Annotated in this window: 16 protein-coding genes; 6 read left to right on the plus strand and 10 right to left on the minus strand. The window is 66.5% G+C overall.

Annotated features, from left to right (window positions below; all coding sequences use genetic code 11):
- Positions 1–58: 58 nt before the first annotated feature.
- On the minus strand, positions 59–1,576 hold the full coding sequence (locus QSK18_RS34930; protein ID WP_285628622.1) for a hypothetical protein: 1,518 nt from the start codon (positions 1,574–1,576) through the stop codon (positions 59–61).
- Between the two features lie 125 nt (positions 1,577–1,701).
- Here QSK18_RS34930 and QSK18_RS34935 point away from each other — a divergent pair, with 125 nt between their 5' ends.
- Entirely contained in the window at positions 1,702–2,103 is a 402-nt protein-coding gene (locus QSK18_RS34935) for a DUF4279 domain-containing protein (RefSeq protein ID WP_285628625.1), read from the plus strand.
- A gap of 301 nt (positions 2,104–2,404) precedes the next feature.
- On the opposite strand, the gene QSK18_RS34940 is transcribed toward QSK18_RS34935, so the two are convergent.
- The 7 genes from QSK18_RS34940 to QSK18_RS34970 all read right to left on the minus strand — a co-directional run bounded on the left by QSK18_RS34940 (position 2,405) and on the right by QSK18_RS34970 (position 8,896).
- The gene (locus QSK18_RS34940; RefSeq protein WP_285628628.1) at positions 2,405–2,971 is read right to left on the minus strand and encodes a hypothetical protein; all 567 of its coding nucleotides are present in this window, start codon (positions 2,969–2,971) and stop codon (positions 2,405–2,407) included.
- Positions 2,972–3,059: 88 nt separating this feature from the next.
- Positions 3,060–3,977 carry a matrixin family metalloprotease gene (locus tag QSK18_RS34945; protein WP_285628631.1) on the minus strand — a complete coding sequence of 306 codons (918 nt, stop codon included), beginning with the start codon at positions 3,975–3,977 and terminating at the stop codon, positions 3,060–3,062.
- Positions 3,978–4,242: 265 nt separating this feature from the next.
- Entirely contained in the window at positions 4,243–4,632 is a 390-nt protein-coding gene (locus QSK18_RS34950) for a DUF6281 family protein (RefSeq protein WP_232815287.1), read from the minus strand.
- A gap of 294 nt (positions 4,633–4,926) precedes the next feature.
- A complete protein-coding gene (locus QSK18_RS34955) occupies positions 4,927–6,135 on the minus strand; it encodes a Fic family protein (RefSeq protein ID WP_285628638.1) in 1,209 nt (402 codons plus the stop codon).
- Positions 6,136–6,306: 171 nt separating this feature from the next.
- A complete protein-coding gene (locus tag QSK18_RS34960) occupies positions 6,307–6,678 on the minus strand; it encodes a type II toxin-antitoxin system VapC family toxin (protein ID WP_285628641.1) in 372 nt (123 codons plus the stop codon).
- The gene (locus QSK18_RS34965; protein ID WP_232815293.1) at positions 6,675–6,917 is read right to left on the minus strand and encodes a type II toxin-antitoxin system Phd/YefM family antitoxin; all 243 of its coding nucleotides are present in this window, start codon (positions 6,915–6,917) and stop codon (positions 6,675–6,677) included. The genes QSK18_RS34960 and QSK18_RS34965 overlap by 4 nt, the downstream gene beginning before the upstream one ends.
- A gap of 755 nt (positions 6,918–7,672) precedes the next feature.
- Positions 7,673–8,896, minus strand: a complete 1,224-nt coding sequence (locus QSK18_RS34970) for a DUF6880 family protein (RefSeq protein WP_285628644.1) — start codon at positions 8,894–8,896, stop codon at positions 7,673–7,675.
- Between the two features lie 169 nt (positions 8,897–9,065).
- Between QSK18_RS34970 and QSK18_RS34975 the strand changes: the two genes are divergently transcribed.
- Together QSK18_RS34975 and QSK18_RS34980 are read left to right on the plus strand one after the other, a co-directional pair.
- The gene (locus tag QSK18_RS34975) at positions 9,066–12,368 is read left to right on the plus strand and encodes a DEAD/DEAH box helicase (protein WP_285628647.1); all 3,303 of its coding nucleotides are present in this window, start codon (positions 9,066–9,068) and stop codon (positions 12,366–12,368) included.
- 74 nt (positions 12,369–12,442) lie between these two features.
- Positions 12,443–13,201: a SprT-like domain-containing protein gene (locus tag QSK18_RS34980; protein WP_285628650.1), complete on the plus strand. Its 759-nt coding sequence runs from the start codon at positions 12,443–12,445 to the stop codon at positions 13,199–13,201.
- Between the two features lie 341 nt (positions 13,202–13,542).
- Here the strand turns inward: QSK18_RS34980 and QSK18_RS34985 are convergent, their stop codons facing one another.
- Together QSK18_RS34985 and QSK18_RS34990 are read right to left on the minus strand one after the other, a co-directional pair.
- A complete protein-coding gene (locus tag QSK18_RS34985) occupies positions 13,543–13,926 on the minus strand; it encodes a type II toxin-antitoxin system VapC family toxin (protein ID WP_232815049.1) in 384 nt (127 codons plus the stop codon).
- Positions 13,926–14,159 carry a type II toxin-antitoxin system Phd/YefM family antitoxin gene (locus QSK18_RS34990; RefSeq protein WP_232815048.1) on the minus strand — a complete coding sequence of 78 codons (234 nt, stop codon included), beginning with the start codon at positions 14,157–14,159 and terminating at the stop codon, positions 13,926–13,928. Before QSK18_RS34990 ends, QSK18_RS34985 begins: the two co-directional genes overlap by 1 nt.
- A 164-nt stretch (positions 14,160–14,323) precedes the next feature.
- Between QSK18_RS34990 and QSK18_RS34995 the strand changes: the two genes are divergently transcribed.
- The 3 genes from QSK18_RS34995 to QSK18_RS35005 all read left to right on the plus strand — a co-directional run bounded on the left by QSK18_RS34995 (position 14,324) and on the right by QSK18_RS35005 (position 17,208).
- Positions 14,324–15,130 (plus strand): hypothetical protein, encoded by an 807-nt coding sequence (locus tag QSK18_RS34995; RefSeq protein ID WP_285628654.1) that lies wholly within the window; start codon positions 14,324–14,326, stop codon positions 15,128–15,130.
- Positions 15,131–15,274: 144 nt separating this feature from the next.
- Positions 15,275–16,060: a hypothetical protein gene (locus QSK18_RS35000; RefSeq protein WP_285628656.1), complete on the plus strand. Its 786-nt coding sequence runs from the start codon at positions 15,275–15,277 to the stop codon at positions 16,058–16,060.
- Positions 16,057–17,208 (plus strand): helix-turn-helix domain-containing protein, encoded by a 1,152-nt coding sequence (locus QSK18_RS35005; RefSeq protein ID WP_285628659.1) that lies wholly within the window; start codon positions 16,057–16,059, stop codon positions 17,206–17,208. Before QSK18_RS35000 ends, QSK18_RS35005 begins: the two co-directional genes overlap by 4 nt.
- Positions 17,209–17,220 lie beyond the last annotated feature (12 nt).

A 17,220-nucleotide genomic window follows, 5' to 3' on the forward strand; every position in this document is an offset into this window, starting at 1 on the left:
TGCACCGTGTGGTCTCGTGCTTGAGAGTTTTCCGGGGCGTGGTTGTCGGTGGGCAGGATCAGGATGGCGGCATCGATTCCCACATGACATTGAGAGGCAGCGAGGGGTTGGCGGCTGCCGCCTCCGCCACTCGCTCGTCGGGGTCGGTGAGTAGTTCTTGAATGATGGGCGGCGGCAGGGCCGCGTGACTGGCGGCTATGGGTCTTGCCTGGGGGTCTGCCAAGCAGGCGAGCAGCGCCGGTACCGACGCATTGCGATGTCGGGCAATCTCGCGAAACGCTTTCTGCACCACTGGCCTGTGTCGGGCAAGGTCTTCCAGTAGTGCCGGTGTTGCGTCGGGATTGGTGGCCACCTTGGCGGCGACTCGAACTCCGTGCCGGTCGACCATGCTGCGCAAGAGGCGTTCCGAGAGGCCCGGGTGAGGAGCGATGGACTTGAGCACCTTGGCATCAGGGTCGGTTGCCAGCGTGTCGCGTAGGGCGGGTGGCAGATCGCGCCGATGGGCTACGAGCGTTCGCACTGCCGGGATCGATGATGCGGCAAGTTCTTCGAGCTCGGCGGGAGATGCTGAGGCGATCCGCGGCAACAGGGTGGAGCTGAGCCGCGTGGCGCTGGCGAGGTGGGTCAGCACGTCGAGCGGGACGACCGGGTTGTGCGCGAGCCTGCGTCGCACTTCGTGTTCGCGGTCGAAAGCCAGGGCGTGGATCAGTTCTCCATCCATCGCCCGTTTCTCGGCGAGACAGGCTCGAACTTCAGGGTGCGGATCTACGACGAGCCGGGCGCAGATTGCCGCGGGCAGGTTGGGGCGACCGGCGAGCAGGCAGCGCAGGTACAGCGAAGGATGGTCGGCGAAATCCGCGAGAGCCTGGTCCGGTGTGCCCGGGTTCTCGATCGCCAGCTGATGCGTCTGCTCCCGGGTGGATTCGTGGGAGCCGTCGCACGAGTCGCCGGGCAGCAGGTCGCAGTCGAGCCGGGGGCACTCGGGATCATGCACGAATGGCGTCTCTTCACGGTCGCAGACCAGGCACCGTTGTGCGGGGGCCATCCCGGCTTCGGTGAGTAGGGCCGCGAGTACGGCCGGCGGTGTCGCTTCGTTGGCCGCTACCGCGCGACGGACCTCAGCGTGCGAGTGCACAGCAAGTCTGGCGGCCGTCTGCGAAGTGGTCCACAGCGCGAGTTCCGCCACGACCCGTACGTCCGCGTCGCTGGCGAGCACCTCCACCACATCCGGGGAAAGACCGGGGCAGGCGGCCAGTTCTACGCGGTGCTTGACGTCCGGGGCCCTCGCGAAGGCCTGGGCCCACTCTGACCTCCCCACGCCCTCGGCCAGCAGGGCGAGCGCGACGTAGGGTTGCTTTGCGGGGTCAACGTCCTCGGCTGTGATCATGCCGGCATGGGCAAGCGAGACAGCGATTTCCTCGGCGCGAGAGGCGAGTGCTATCGCCTGTGCATGACTGAGATCGGCCCGGTGCACGAGGTGCGTAGCGGTCTCGGTATCGGCGACCGCGATCAGGCGGTCGAGAAGCTCGGGCGGCAGGCTGGCGTTGGCAGCAAGCCCGGACAGAACATGGTTCACGGACCCATCCTGCCCGGAACATCGTCGGACGACTCCCGGATTTTTCGGCCGGGGGATGAAGCCCGTGAAAATGTCTGTGCAGCTGCAGATTGAGCTGTGAAACACTGACCGCGGTGAGAAGCATCGTGTCCTTCCGGCTGACCAACGACAGTGGCGGTTCCGCCGCAGCGGTGACTGAGCAGCTGAACCTGACCCCGACGAGTTCCAGCGAAGCAGGCTCGGTGATCTCGTCGCGCACGCCTGAGCGAAAGCGACAACACTCGGTGTGGATTCTCAGCAGCGACTCCGACGAACTGCAGGGAGAAGTGCGCCTGTCAAAGATGCTGGAGCGGCTCCTCGCCCAGCTCGAGCCGGTGGCAGCGACGCTCTGGGAACTGGAACGCGAGGGGTACGAGGCCACCTGGTTCGCAATGCTCGATGTCAAGAACGGAGAGAACGCCACGGAGTTGCACCGCAGCATCCTGCAACGACTGGTCGCGCTGCCCGGTGACCTGTGGCTGGACGTGTACCGCGACGACAGCGACTGATCACGACCGGGTGCTGATCAGTCGTGCCGGCTCCTCGGAATCTCACCGGGGTTCACGATCCAGGCGGGAGAACTTCCCTGCCATCGCACGTTTTGCGCTCGGGGCGCCCTCCTGCCCGGCTCAGCCATTGGCAGGGTAACCTCGACGTACAGACCGTCCTCGACCGTCAGCCTTGCGGAGATGGCGCCCGTCGTGCGCCCTGACGGTAGACCAGGCAATGGTCAGCCCCAACCCGACGGCCCGGTTTGATCGTTGAGATTGTTCCTCGAGGTTGGAGCGTTGGGCGCGCACGGACTCGTCTTCAGGTACGTGGAGTCAACTGCACAGTGAGAACGACGCCCGACGTACTTATCGCGTTCTTCCCCGCCTTCTTCGGTGCCTTGGTGTTAGCGATCGGCTGGAACCGGTAGGTCTTGCCGCCCTTGAGAGCGGGAACAACGAACTGCACCGTCCCGGATGCTTGCTTGGCACTCGGGGTGATGGGGGCGGGAGTCTTCGGACTGGTCACCAGGTCGTCGGAGGCCCCGAGTTTGGTGTCGGCGTTGACCTCGACGGTGAACGGGCCGCTGCCCTTGGTGCTGTACCGAAACGACACGGTGACCAACGCATCGTACGTCTTGGCCTGGTCAGGCACGGCCGCCACGAGCGGCTCGACCTCACCGATCCCGCCGGTGACATGTGGATACGGCTTAGTAAAGCGCTCATACGTTGCCTCAGGCCCAGCTACGTAGGTGCGGCTGGCCTGGACAGGGGCGGCCAAGAACACGTTCGGGACAGGCGCACTGCGAACAGCGGCCACGGCCCCGGCGGTACCGCAGCTCACGGCCACCGCTGTAAGGGAGGCGATCAGGGTCGTCTTCCGGTTCATCTGCAGTCTCCCGTTCGGATGAGCGGGTGGCGGGCTTCGTCGAAAGCACGCCACCCGTCAATGCTCCGTGGCCGTCAATGGCTGGTGATCAGTAGATGCTGCGCAGCCCTAGCACGTCCCCCTTGCCCAGGGTGCGGGCCTTCGTTTCACACAGGAAGGAGTTCGTGTACATGGTGAGGTTGTTGTGACCGCTGCCGACGTGGCCCATCCCGAATACGTGACCGGCCTCGTGGGTGCCGACAGAGCGAACATCGTATTTGTTCGAGCAACTGCTGGAAGCGCCGTTGTCGGTGAAGTTCTTGTCCGTGGTGTTGTACCGGACGTCGGACTCGAGCAGGTCGTTCTTGATCCCGGGCGTCGCCACTGACCACCAGCAGGCCTGTGCCACCGTGTCGGACGGCAGATCACCTGCGTCCCAGGTGCTCTGGCCGTCCCTGCTCGTGCAGGAGCCGCTGGCGTTCATGTCTGCCTCGTAGGTGGTGGTCCCCTGGTACTGGGACTTCGCGTCGACCGTGTCTGTGTAGTCGCAGTTGTTGTAGCTCCCGGTGATGTTGTTGATCGCGTCCGCGAACGCGGCCCGGGCCTCGTCCTTGGTCAGGGCACCAGGCATCCCACCATCGCCGACGTACCAGTTGTACGTGCCGTATTCCTTGAGATCATTGGTGCTGTAGGCGCCGTCGGAGCAGGCGCCGGGATCGGCGGCAATACTGATATCACCCCCGCCGGACTGAGGACCGGGTGTCTCTTCGGGATAGTTCACCGTGCCGTCGGCCGCGACCTCGATCTGGAAACCGTCGGACTCACCGTCAGAGATCAGCTCAACCCCTGCCGCCTCACCCGGCGCCGGCACCGTGAGGCCGACATCGCCTTGACGGATCACGAGGCCGACCGCCTCACATTCGATGACCGACGACCCCTCGGGAAGGTCCTCGACCGTGAGGGTCTCCTCTTCGGACAGGTCGCACTCGTCGACAGTGGGCGCCGCCGCGCTGACCTGCGCAGGCATGACGAGAGCGGTAACAACCAGGGCGAGCGAACCCCCGAGCGTGACCGTGCGTCGGCGTAGCACTCCAGCAGGCTTGAAGACAGACACAGGCAGTACTTCCTTCCTTGGAAGTCGCTCCGGCATAAAGCAATCCATTGCTGCCGGAAGAGGTGGCGAGATCGCGACACCATCTGCCCACGAGATTAGTCAGGTGAACTGATCATGAACACCGCAATGAGAGGAGGGAGAGATAGGCCACAGAAGGTTGCCAAGATGCCACGTTCCGTTACTTAGCCAAGGCTTGGATATCGGCCCAGACCTCTGCAGGCATTTCCTCCTCCGGCACCGCGAAGACCGTGCCGGAGGACTCCTTGGCACCGGAGGCATCCTCATGAACAACGAGGATGGCGTACTGCGGGTCCACCCCGGCGAGCTCGTGCGCATCGAACTTGGTGGTGGAACTGGGTGCCTCTTCCCGGCCAGTGTCGTTGCAGATGTGATCGGTGGCAGTGCCCAGGAGCGGGCCCGGATCATCCGAGGTGGCGGACTGTTCTAGGTACAGGCGATTCCCAAAATCCACTGCTGGGGCGCACGAAGCGCTGCTGTCCGAGCTGGCGCACGCAGTCAAGAGGCCGACGAGAAGGGGGCCTAAAGCGAGGGAGCGCACGATGATCATGAGACTTGGACGTTCAAGCCCCTACGCAGGTTCCCTGAACGTTCCCGCTTCAGTAGCACCCGGCTGGATGGCCTGAGTGCAGCGGGTCACTGCCGCTCGTGCAGAACACGATCCGCGGCCCCAGGATCAGGGAGGCCCGTCCAGTGCTTCGTGATTATGTCTTCCCGGCGACTACGCAGCGTTCCGCAGCACGCAGAGGATGGAAAGCTGATCGCGTCCCTGGGGATTACCTGTCTGTCGAAGTCGCAGGTCAGCGCGTTGACTGCTGATCTGACGCGAGCAGGTGAAAGCGGTTCAGCCCATCCGCCGCCGGCCCGCCCTAACAGCGAATTCATCTAGCGCCGAGATAATTTCGCCAGCTCCCCAGACCCGGTCTCGCTGAGCTGCGCTCGCCGGAGCCAGCACACCTACCTTCACCAGATGGTTGACCGCGTTCAGGGCCGCCGTTCTTGAAACCCCCACGGCCTCCTGGACGAACTGGACCGTCACCACCGGTTGGCTGACCAGGTGTGGCAGCACGTGCCAAACAGCCGAATCTCTGCGCGCGGTGACCACCTGCGTCCATTGTTCGTAGCAGTTGAGGATGTCGCGGTGGAGCCGGCGACCGTTGCCGACCGCGGCAAAAGCCGCTTCGGTGACGCGCTGCACGATGGGGGCCGCATCTCCCGCCGGGAAGGCTGTCAGGGCGTCGAAGTAGGCGGCCGTATCCACCAGCAGGCCCGATGAGACGGGCACGGTCAGCCGTCTCGTCGCCCCCGCCCGCTTCAGCATCACATGAACCAGCACACGTCCCACCCGGCCGTTACCATCGGCGAACGGGTGGATGGTCTCGAACTGGGCGTGCGCGAGCGCGGCGTGCACCAGCACCGGCATGTCGGTGCGCTCGCAGAACTGCATCAGGTCCGACATGGCCGCGGGGAGCCGGTCGTGGTGCGGCGGGATGAACGAGGCGGTGTGCGGACTGAATGGCGAGCCGCCGATCCAGACCTGGGCATCACGAAACCGCCCGGGCTGCGCATCAGCATGCCCGTGCATCAGGACCCGGTGAGCGGCCAACAGCGTCTGTTCGCTGAGATCCTCGGCCATGTCGACAGCGCTGCTCATGGCCTCGACGTTCGCAGCCACCAGGCGGGCGTTCGCTCCAGCCTTTTCCTGCAAGGTGGCCAGGGCCAGAGCTTTGGCTCCGGCGGTGACATTCTCGATCTGCGACGAGGACGCCGATTCGGTTCGCGGCAGCACAGCCGCCAGGGGCACGAACTCGCCGCCGTGGCCTGGCAGGGACAGTTCGGCATCGAAGCGGGCGATCTCCGTCAGAGCGTCGGTGGACTCGGCAATGACGTGGCCGGGCAGCGCAAAGTCGAGATGGGCGATCGCGGCCGGGACGGCGGCTCGGTAGGGACCACGGGAGGCCAGGCGGGCGCGCCTGGACAAGGGCATTCCATTTTCTACCGGCTCCCAGGGGCGTTCCTCATGGCTGACTGCCGGCGAACCCAGCTCATCCACGACGCGCCTCCTCACCCATCACGCTTGGCGTCTTATGCAAGGCTACGGAATTAGACTTGCATAAGAGGCCCGCCTTGTTCCGGCGTCTGAGGGCACCGGGGCCCGGAGTCCAAGACAGGCGACAAACCACCCGGACCCGCCCGCGACCCCCCGGCGACATATCCCCAGGTCCTACATCAGACGGACCTCGTAGTCGGAAAATCGCTTGTCGGCGGTGAGCAGCAGCAGGTCACGCCGCGCGGCCTGAGCGATGAGCATCCGGTCAAACGGATCGTCGTGGTGCCGAGGCAGGGCTCCGGCTGCCAGGCCGTCCTCTACGGTGACCGCCAGCTCGGTAATGCCTTCGTCATCCAGTTCTTCGCGCAACCCCTCCGGCATGTCCAGCTTGCCAAGTGCCGACTTGATCGACATCTCCCAGGCCGAGGCGGCCGATACGAAGACTTCACGATCCGGCTCCGCTATGACCTTGCGCATTGCCGCAGGTAGGCGCTCGTTGTCAGTGAGCCACCACAGAAGAATGTGGGTATCGAGCAGAAGACTCACTGTTGCCCCGGCTCAATGTCGTCATGGAAGGCCGCCATGACTTCAGGGGGCATCTCGTCGAAGTCCTCAGAAATCACTACGCGCCCTTTCCAGGCCCCCGGCCGACGAGTGCCGCGAGGCCGAACCGGAACCAGGCGGGCGACAGGTTTCCCCGCTCGGGCAATGATCACGTCTTCCCCCCTCTCGACAGCTTCCAGAAGCCGGGACAGATGTGTCTTGGCTTCATGAATATTCACCATCTGGGCCACCATCAAAGCTTATGAACTAAGTCTGACTAAGTCCAGCATACCGAGCGCATCACTCCCCGAAGGGTCGCTTCCCCAGATGGCGAAGTGCGGCTCGGGAGGTCTCCTGCAGCCCTGGCAAGCGCGCCTCCAAGCAGGACCCGTATCGGCTATTCCGATACGTGAACGAGGATCCCCATTTGACCTGCTCGTGTCAACTCGTCCACTGCGAAGACCCTCTCGGCGCCTACATCAACCTCCCGGTGCGGTTGATCATGACGGCCGATCACGAAACAGGGAGCCGGAGTGCCACCGCGCTTCAACCTGCCGCCGACCTGGCCGCCTCCACCGGTCAGATGCACGCCGCCGACATATTGGCGACCTGTCCCCGCTTGGGCGAAGGCGACAGCAGGATGGCCGGACCGGATCGACGCGCCGCTACGGATGTCTGAGCGCCAGTTAACGCAGCCTCTCCCCCGAACACCCATCCCCCGCCACCCGGTCAGGTCATGAGCACCGCAGTGGCCCTGCTGGCCGTGCAGCCGGGTTGGCAGCTCGATCAACGGGGCAATCTTGTCTTCTCGCCAAGTGCAAGCGCAGCGGCCCGGAGGGTCCTCGGCAGCAGTTCGTCCAGGCCCGGCAAGAAAAGGCAACCGTCCGCGAGGCAGTCACCCTTGCAGCCCTCCTGGGCGAGCTTGGCCCGGTCGTTCTGCCCCGAACCAACCTGGGATTAGAGCCTGGAACCCAACCGGTTCAACCACGAACCACCTTCAGGGAAGCCCGGCGCGGTCGAACTCCTGCTGCAGACGCCGGCGCCGGCGATGCTCGTCACGCAGCTGCGCGACGAGGTCGTCGACCTCGTGAGCATGGCCGGTACCGGCGGCGAGCCGGCGCATGGTGACCAGCCGCCGCGCGCCGGACCGGTAGCGCTTGGCATCGGCCTCGCGCAGATCAGCCGCCACCAGCCGGGCATGGATGGGCAGGACGGCGATCGGGTCAATTTTCTCGTAGGTCTTGAGCAGCTCGTGCCAGGTCCGGCCGTCGCTCAAGGCGAGCTGATTGGCCAGGTCCCAGGCGAGCCGGGGTTCCTTCAGCGTGCTCAGGGCGAACATGACCGCGTCCGACGGCGTGGACGCCAACCTGTCCAGGACGTGCTCGCGATGCTGCGGCCATGCAGTACCGGCCGCTTCACGTAGCCGGGCCGCGGTGGAGTGTTCCGGCCACCGGTCGAAGACGGTTCGGCGGGCTCCCAACCATTCGTGGGGGCGGTGCTGGCTCAGGAGCCGGCACCACAGCTCGCCGCACGCCTGCGACTGGTGGCCAGGGCCGAAGTCCATACCCTGGCGTGCCCAGTCGATGGCCAGGTCGATCTCGCCGATCTCCTCGAGCGCCTCGGCAGTGTCCTCGTACCAGGCCGCGACCTTCCGGTCCCTGGCATGGGTGCGGATGATGGCCTCGACGTCGTGGTCGAACACCGCCAGTCGGCTGTCGTTCCACTCCAGCACGAACCACTCACGACGGTTGCTGCTGTCCCACCGGTCGGCTGGCCGGGGACCCAGCCGGTCGCGGATCGCGTTCAGCCGGGCCCGGTAGGTCTTCATGCCGGTCTCGCCCAGCGCAGGGGCGTAGGCGACAGGGTCGAGCTCGAAGTAGTCGACCTCACCCTCGAACTGGAACTTCATCATCCAGTCCACCAGCCGGGCCGTCGGCACCTTGGCCGCGGCCGCTGTCTTCGTGTGCAGCGCGAGTAGGCGACGACAGGCGTCGCCGATGATTCCGGAGGAGTCGTCGGCCCGGGCGATCACGGTGATGGCTGAGGCCAGAGCCTTGTGGGTGACCGTGTAGACCTCGCCCGGAGCGGTCGTGGGGACGGCGGCCTCGAGGACGTTGACTGCCTGGTGCATCTGCCGTCCGTGCTCGCTGGCGGCGCCCCAGCGGTGCAGGTCGGCGCGGGTACGGATCAGGGTTAGTACGGCATCGGCGAGCGAGGTCATGTGCCCATTCTCCGGGTGGAGCGGGCCTCATCGGGCGCGCCGGCGACCTACCCGCCAGACGTCTTTCTTCCTCGCTGTTGCCAGGTCAAGGGGGGAGCTGACCAAACCGTGCAGGACGGCCAGTGACCGCCACTATCCTGGCCTCTGCAACCGACCCGGGAGTTCCACCTTGGCTGTCCTGCCGCTGACCGGCGTGGAGATCGTCCTCAGTGACATGGTCGGCCGGGCGTCCCTGATGCGGGCCCGGCGCCTGGTGCGCGCGGGCAAGGTGGGTCAGGTGCGCTCCAAGGCGCCGGGTGGGGTCGTTCGCGGTGTTGTGCGGGACGGCCGACGCGACTTCGAGGCCGTGGCGGTGATCCGCAGGCAGCGCGACGGCGGCGTGGACATCAACGCCTGGTCGTGTACCTGTGACGACGAGTTCTGCCCGCACGCCGCCGCCCTGATCCTGACCCATGAGGGCGTTCTGAACGGCAGCTCTGCCCTCACCCGTCAGCCGGCACCGCCCAAGGTCAGAGCCCCGGCTGCGTGGGAGCTGGCGCTGACCAGCGCCCTCAGCGACAAGGCGAAGCCCGCGACGAGTCGACCGCGGACGGCGAGCGACCTGGCCCCGCCCGAGGGGGAGCCACCCGTCGCACTGCAGTTCGAGCTCACCAACGGGCCGCGCTTTCAGCTGTCCGTACGGCTGGTCGTGCCCGGACGTAACGGCACCTGGGTACGGGGAAGTCTGTCCTGGATGTCCCTGGCCTATCCCGAACGCGACCTGCGTACGGTTCCCCGCGACCAGCGTCGTCTGTTGAAAGAACTGCATGCTCTGCCCTCCGCCCATCAGGCGGGCTGGCAGGACAAGTTCCTGTTCCTCGACGCGATCGTGAGCCGCCGGGTCTGGGACCTGCTGCGCGAGGTCGACGAGGCCGGCATCCCCCTGGTGATGGAGGGCCGCGCCGCCGCCCCCGTCCACGTGCACACCGATCCGGTGGCGGCGCGGCTCTACATGCACCGGCAGGAGGCCGGTCTGGTGATCGAGCCTGTGCTGGAGAGCGGCGGGCAGCGCGTCACCTCTACCTACCTGCCAATGTCGGATCCCCCGCACGGAGTGGCCTGGGTCCCTGGCCCGGGCGAGGGTCTGCGTCTGGCCCCGCTGGGCGAGCCACCCTCCGAGCTGTTCTGGCAGCTCTCCCGCGGTCCGGTGCCGCCGATCCCTGCGGCCGACGAGGACCGCTTCCTGTCCGCGTTCTACCCCCAGCTGGCCCAGCACGTCGAGGTCGTCAGCGCGGACGAGTCCCTGGTACTGCCGCAGGCGCAGCCGCCGGTACTGGAACTCACGGTGACCCCGCTGGGGAATCACCGGATGCGGCTGGACTGGGCCTGGTCGTACCGCATCGGCGACACCGAACGCCACGAGAGCCTGCAGCGTTCGCCAGGACAATCGTCCTCAATTCGCGATACCCCGGCCGAAACGCGGATCCTGGCCGGGATCGCCCCACTGCTCAGCGACCTGCCAGGCATACTGCAGCACGTGGGCGATCGCCCAGTTCCGTTTTCGCAGAGCACCGTTCAGGGCATGACCAGTGCCCGGCTGATCGGCACGACGATCCCACAACTACGAGAGCTTACGGACGTCCGTGTGCGCCTGGCCGTCGATGGCGGCCAGATCCCCGAATATCGCCAGAGCGACGAAGAACCGGTCTTCGAGTTCACCGCGAACCACGCGTCCGCCGGGGGCGTCCAGGACTGGCTGGATCTCGCCGTGAGCATCACGATCGACGGCCAGCCGGTCCCGTTCGAGGACGTGTTCGTCGCACTCGCCCGCGGCGACACGGAACTCCTCCTGGCCAACGGCCTGTGGTTCACCCTGGACCGGCCACAGTTCCACCAGCTCGCCGCGCTCATCGCGGAGTCGCGGGAGATGCTCGACGCGCCGGCCGGGACCGTTCGGCTCAGCCGCTTCCACGCCAGCACGTGGGACGAACTCGAGCAGCTCGGGGTGATCGCCGGAGAGCTGGAGACCTGGCGCGCTTCGATCCAGGCTCTGAGCAGTGCCCAGGAACTGCCCGAAGCCAAGCTTCCGGCCGGTCTCGAAGCCACCCTGCGGCCCTACCAGGAAGACGGGTTCCGCTGGCTGGCGACCCTGTTCGGGCATCGCCTGGGCGGTGTTCTGGCCGACGACATGGGCCTGGGCAAGACGCTGCAGACGCTGGCGCTCTTCCTGCACGCTCGCGAGCAGGGCCTGAGCGATCGTCCGTTCCTGGTGGTGGCGCCGACCAGTGTGGTGCCGAACTGGGAGCAGGAGGCGCACCGCTTCGTCCCCGGTTTCACCGTGGCCACCATCACCTCGACCAACGCCCGCCGCGGCCACGACGTGGCCGCCGCTGTACAGGGCGCCGACCTGGTGATCACCTCGTACACGCTGTTCCGGCTGGAGTTCGACCAGTACGCCGAGCAGGACTGGGCGGGGCTGGTGCTGGACGAGGCGCAGTCGGTGAAGAACCACCAGGCCACCGGCTACCGCTGCGCCCGCGAACTGCGTACCGACTTCAAGCTCGCCATCACCGGTACCCCGATGGAGAACAACCTGATGGAGCTGTGGGCGCTGTTCTCCATCACCTCCCCCGGCCTGTTCCCCCGCCCCGAACGGTTCACCGAGCACTACCGCACACCCATCGAACGCGAACAGGACGCGGGCAAGCTCGGCCAGCTGCGCCGCCGCGTCGCCCCTTTGATGCTGCGTCGCACGAAAGACCTGGTGGCCGCCGACCTTCCGGCCCGCCAGGAACAGACGGTCGAACTGGAACTACTCCCCCGCCACCGCAAGGTCTACCAGAAGTACCTCCAGCGCGAACGGCAGAAGGTCCTGGGCCTGCTCGGGGACCTGAACCGCAACCGCTTCGAGATCTTCCGCTCCCTCACCCTGCTTAGGCAGGCCGCCCTGGATGTGAGCCTGATCGACCCCGCCCACGAGGCTGTCCCGAGCACCAAGATCGACGCCCTGCTGGAGCAGCTTCCCGAGATCGCCGCCGAGGGCCACCGCGTTCTCGTGTTCAGCCAGTTCACGCGCTTCCTCAACCGCACGGCCGCTCGCCTGGACGAGGCCGGCCTCGAATACTCCTACCTGGACGGCAAGACCAGGAACCGGGCCCGCGTCATCGACGGGTTCCGCAAGGGCAGCGCCCCGGTCTTCCTGATCAGCCTGAAGGCCGGCGGCGCCGGCCTCAACCTCACCGAGGCCGACTACGTCTACCTGCTCGACCCCTGGTGGAACCCGGCCGTCGAGGCCCAGGCCGTGGACCGCGCGCACCGCATCGGCCAGACCCGCAACGTCATGGTCTACCGCATGGTCGCCCGCAACACGATCGAGGAGAAGGTGATGGCCCTCAAGGCCCGCAAGAGCGCCCTGACCGAAAGCGTGCTGGCCGGCGAGGAGATGGGCTCGAGCGCGCTGACGGCGGAGGACATCCGGCATCTGCTCGACTGAGGCGGCGGTCCCGGCGACCCACCACACCACCCGGGCCTATCGGGGTCGGCCGCACGAACCTCGATACTTGTCCCATGGATCTCGGTGCGGCCAGCCGGTTGGCTCGTGAGTTACTCGAAGAGCACAACCTCCTCGACTGGACCCTCGGCTTCGACCGCGCCCGACGCCGAGCCGGCTCCTGCCGGTTCTCGCAGAAGGTGATCACCCTCAGCATCCCGCTGACGAAGATCCACCCCGAGTCCGAGGTCCGCGACACCATCCTGCACGAGATCGCCCACGCCCTCGTCGGCCCCACCCACGGCCACGACGAGGTCTGGAAAGCCACGACAACTGCCATCGGCGCCACCCCCGAACGCTGCTACTCCGACGACCTGCCCCAACTCCCCGGCCGCTTCACCGGCACCTGCCCGCAGGGCCACCAGGTCGAGCGAGACAAGCGTCCAAGCAGGCCCTCCAGCTGCCTCACCTGCACGCCGACCTTCGACCCCGAACAGCTGATCACCTGGACCATGGGCGACATCTCGATCCCCATGCTCCCCACCTACGTCGCCCACCTGGTCGAGCTCGCGGACACCAGGAACTCCGTTGCTGCCCAGACTCAGCTGGACATGGACGAGGCCCTGGGCGGTGGGCGCAACCATCCCTCGGTGCTGGCCCTGGCTCAGCAGCTGCGGCCCGGCACTCGTGTCCGCCTGACCGATCGGGCCGGCAAGTACGCCGGCCGCACAGGCGTGGTGGTCTCCTGGGGGCGCACGAAGTACCGGGTCCGGATCGCCGAGGGAGAGCTTCGGGTCCCGCCGGTGATGCTGGTGGCCGACAGCACCCCGGCCTAGGCCAGCTGGCGTAAAGGCAATGTCATTGGCTCGCGAAGGAAGCCGTCGAAGCCCTCCGACCGGGAGCCAATGGCCCCCAGGAGACGAAAAGCCACACGCCTCAGAACCATTTCACGGCGGCCATCCGTTAGGAACGGTTGTTAACCGACCTGCCATGGCCTCGCGCGAGCGAACTGACGGAAGTCCGGGTCACTCGGTGACCGCTTGTGCCAGCGCAGGACTTCACGAGACCGGGTGGAAGGATTTGTCGGGCACCGCTATGAATGTATCCGGCCCGGTGCACCACGCCGCTGGTCCCGTGCTCCTCGCGTTGCTCCTGAGTGGCCCGGGGCACCGCGTAACTACAGCGAGATCACCTCCACCAGATCTTCGAGACCCCGGAAGTCATCCGGATTACGGGTGTAGAGGCAAGCCTCATGAGCATGGGCAGTGGCTGCGATCATCAGATCTAGAGATCGACCGCGCGGTTGCCGACCGATCTCGACCACCCGAGCAGCCAGCCGCCCGTAGCTCTCGGCCACCGCGTCGTCCACCGGCAACGGATCAAATCGCCGCTGCAAGGCGTTCACCCGGGCCAACCGCTGGGCCCGAGCATCCGAACTCTTGGCGACCAGAATCCCGAACTGCAGCTCAGCCATACTGACTACGCTGATCGCCAGCCGCCCGGGGATCGGGGCGAGGTCATCGGCGATCAGAACACTGGTGTCCAGGACACCGCGTTCCATCACCTCTCCCACGGGTCGACGACGGACTGATCGACAAGGTCGCGATCAGACGCCCAGTCCGCATCCACGGGACGGCGGAAAACATCCGCCACCTGTTCCCAGCTGACCCAGGTGTTGCCCCCTCCCAGTGGGCCGAGCACAGCAGCCGGGCGACCCGCCACGGTCACCGTGACCTGCTCACCCTTCTCGGCCCGCCGGACCAGGTCACTGGCGTTCTGACGAAGATCACGCAACCCGATTTCCTCCACCTAATAAATGTAGCACTTGTGCTACTCGCCTCTCGATATCGACTCCGGCGGGGAAGCGGGATGTCGACGCCCCGCATGCAATCTGCACCTCTTGGCGCACTGAACTCGGACAAGCCGTTTCCAGGTCGGATAATCCGTATTCTAGCAGTGTGGGATCTTCAGAGGACGAACCAATCGGATGGTGGCGCAGGTTCTGGCCGGGCTCAGGTCATCGGTGGCCCCACATACATCGCACCGTCTACGCCGGCTGGGCGGCGCGGGGCCGCATCCTGCTCCTGCGGCTCGTCATCGTCGTCGGCCTGTCGGTCTGGCTGGTTCTGCGGGCGATCGGCCTCATCGACGACGACCCGCACGCCGCGGTCTTCGTCGTCATTGCACTGCTCCCTCTCGCCGAACACATCCGCTCGCGCTTGAGCACTCGGGGCATCCGGCGTCGGTGGCGCAGCGAGGCCCGCCCGCAGTGGCGCCCCCAGGGCCGGATCGACGCCGACCTTGACCAACTGCTGCGCGAGGGTCTGGGCGCGGCTCTCGAACAGGACGGCCCCCGGATCCGGCGAGCCGCCGCCGACGTCGAAGCGCTCGGCCTGGACGTGACCCGGCACTTCCGGGAACTCCTCGTCGCCGTCAATGCGATGGCCCTGTACGCAGTCTGCGGCGAACGCTGGCCGAACAGAGCCGAACTGAAGAGCCTTGCGCAGGAGTTCTCGCAGGCGCACCCGTACCTGGAGATCCCCGCCGACCGGATCCAGTACTTCGTCACATGCCTGCCGAAGACCACCCCGACGTCGTCCACGTTCATCAGCAGCGAGCTCCTGCCCATCGGCTTCGCTTTCGCCGCCTGGCTCCTGAGAAGCTTCTCCAAACCGGCCAACCTGGGAGCCTGGAACTTCCTCGACGAGATCGAGGACGCCCTCAGCACCGGAGAGGGACGGTTCCCGGACGTGGTGCTGGTTTAGCAGGCCGCCCGCAGGGTCGGGGAGAGCGGTGACGTGCTGATGCGAGCCACTCAGTTGCGTGGCAAGGCGCACCCCTGGACAGCAGCCAGGCCGTTCCGGTTCATTTTTCTACACTGAATACTGTTCGAAGGGTACGGTTGGCTCATGCTGGGGGAAGACGAAGTCATCAGTGCGCTCCGCGGTGCGGGCGTCCTGAACGCCGTGCAGTGGGCCTTCGACGCGGCGGTGCGCCGGTCTCTCGATGACTACGTCCCCAGAGCCGGATACGACGAGCAGTGGCTGGGCCAGACGCGGTACGTGCTCTTCCGCGATCGCCTGGATCGGGTCTTCGGCTGCCAGAATTACGACGTCGGCCCGGGAGACGAGCAGTTCGGTGAGGACGAACTCTTCGCCGAACTGTCCCCGCTCGACCGCACGGGCATGCCGCGACTACCCGCAGGCACCGTTATCCGCGACGATCTCAACGGCAGCCCCGGCTGGACGTTCGCGGCATGGCGCCTGCTGCTGACATCAGGCGAGCTCGGCCGGCTGGAATACGTCCCCTGGTCGCAGAAGAGTCCCACCAAGCAGGCGGTGGCCCGGCAGTCGGGCAAGGTGGACCCTCGCCAGGGCGCGCTGTTCGACGCCGAAGCACTCATGGAACAGCCGGAGTCCGAGGTGGAGCTCGACAAGCACACCTTCGTGATCGCCCACGCCCTGGATGCCGTGGCTTCCTCGTCAGAGCTTGCCGTAGGCCTGCCGCGGCAGGGCTTCAGGGGTGAGAAGACCTGGCACTGGCTGCATTTCCTGGACACTGGCCTGGACGGCACCGGTACGCGAGACGATGTTCTTGATCCGGCAGGGCCGGCTGCCCCGGCCAGCGAGCCGCTCGTGAAGCGGCGGGCCCCCAGCAGCGAGGGTAACGCCCGTCGTGCTAGTGATGAGCGGTGACCTCACGCAAGTCTCCCCCCGATCGTGCTGTCGACGTCGCCCCGCGCTTCGACGGGGCACGGCTGACCCTGGCCCGGCAGCTGGCGGGTCTTCGCAAGAGTGACCTGGCCGGGGTGCTGGACAAGACGCCGACCGCGGTGGCCGGCTGGGAGTCGGGAGCGAAACGGCCCACCGCGGCAACGGTCGCTCAGCTGGCACTGCGTCTCTCGGTCGATCCGGGATTCTTCGCGGTTCGCCCCGATGACATCGCAGCCCTCAGCAGCACACCGCACTTCCGCTCGCTGCGTTCCACCCCCCAGCTCGCCCGTGACCAGGCGTTCGCCTACGGGCAGCTGGCGGTCGAGATCACCAGCAGTCTGGAGCGTCATGTCGAGTTCCCCGACCCGGACGTTCCCTGTTCTCCCGTGAGTGACACCGAAGGTGACGGGCCCGAGCGAGCTGCGCAACTCGTCCGTAAGCAATGGGGGCTGGGCGCCGAGCCAATCGGCCATCTCGTCCGTCTTCTCGAGAGCCACGGAATCCTGGTGGTTTTCAGCCCCGAACAGGCGGCTTCGGTGGATGCCTACTCGTTCTCCAGCGCCCTGCGGCCGATCGTGGTGCTCAACCCGATCAAGCGGGACTACTACCGGCAGCGCTTCGACGTCGCCCACGAACTCGGCCACCTAGTCATGCACGACGACGCCGAGCCCGGTGGCCGGATCGTGGAGGACCAGGCCAACCGCTTCGCCGAGGAGCTGCTCATGCCGGCCCGCACGATCCGTGAGGTGCTCCCGTCCAGGATGGGCGCCCAGGCCTGGGCAGATCTGGCTCGGCTGAAGGAGCAGTGGGGCGTGAGCATGCAGGCGCTGTTGTACCGGGCCCGGCGGTTGGGACGGCTCAGCGACGTGTCGTACCGCAACGCCATGAATACGGTCACGAACCGGGGCTGGCGTCGGAAGGAACCGGGGCTGATCGGTGTGGTCGAGCGCCCCTCGCTGCTGTCCAAGGCCGTAGCCATGCTCGCGGCCGAGGGCATCGGGGAGGAGCAGCTGATCGGGCAGTGCCGCGTCCCGCAGGGCCTGTTCCGGGTCGTGACCTCGCCGACGCCCTTCCCCATGACCCCAGTATCGGAGACGGCCCCGCAGCACGGCGTCGTCTCGCTGCTGTGATCAGGAGAGCGG

The sequence above is a fragment of the Kineosporia sp. NBRC 101677 genome, from assembly GCF_030269265.1.
Classification (GTDB): domain Bacteria; phylum Actinomycetota; class Actinomycetes; order Actinomycetales; family Kineosporiaceae; genus Kineosporia; species Kineosporia rhizophila.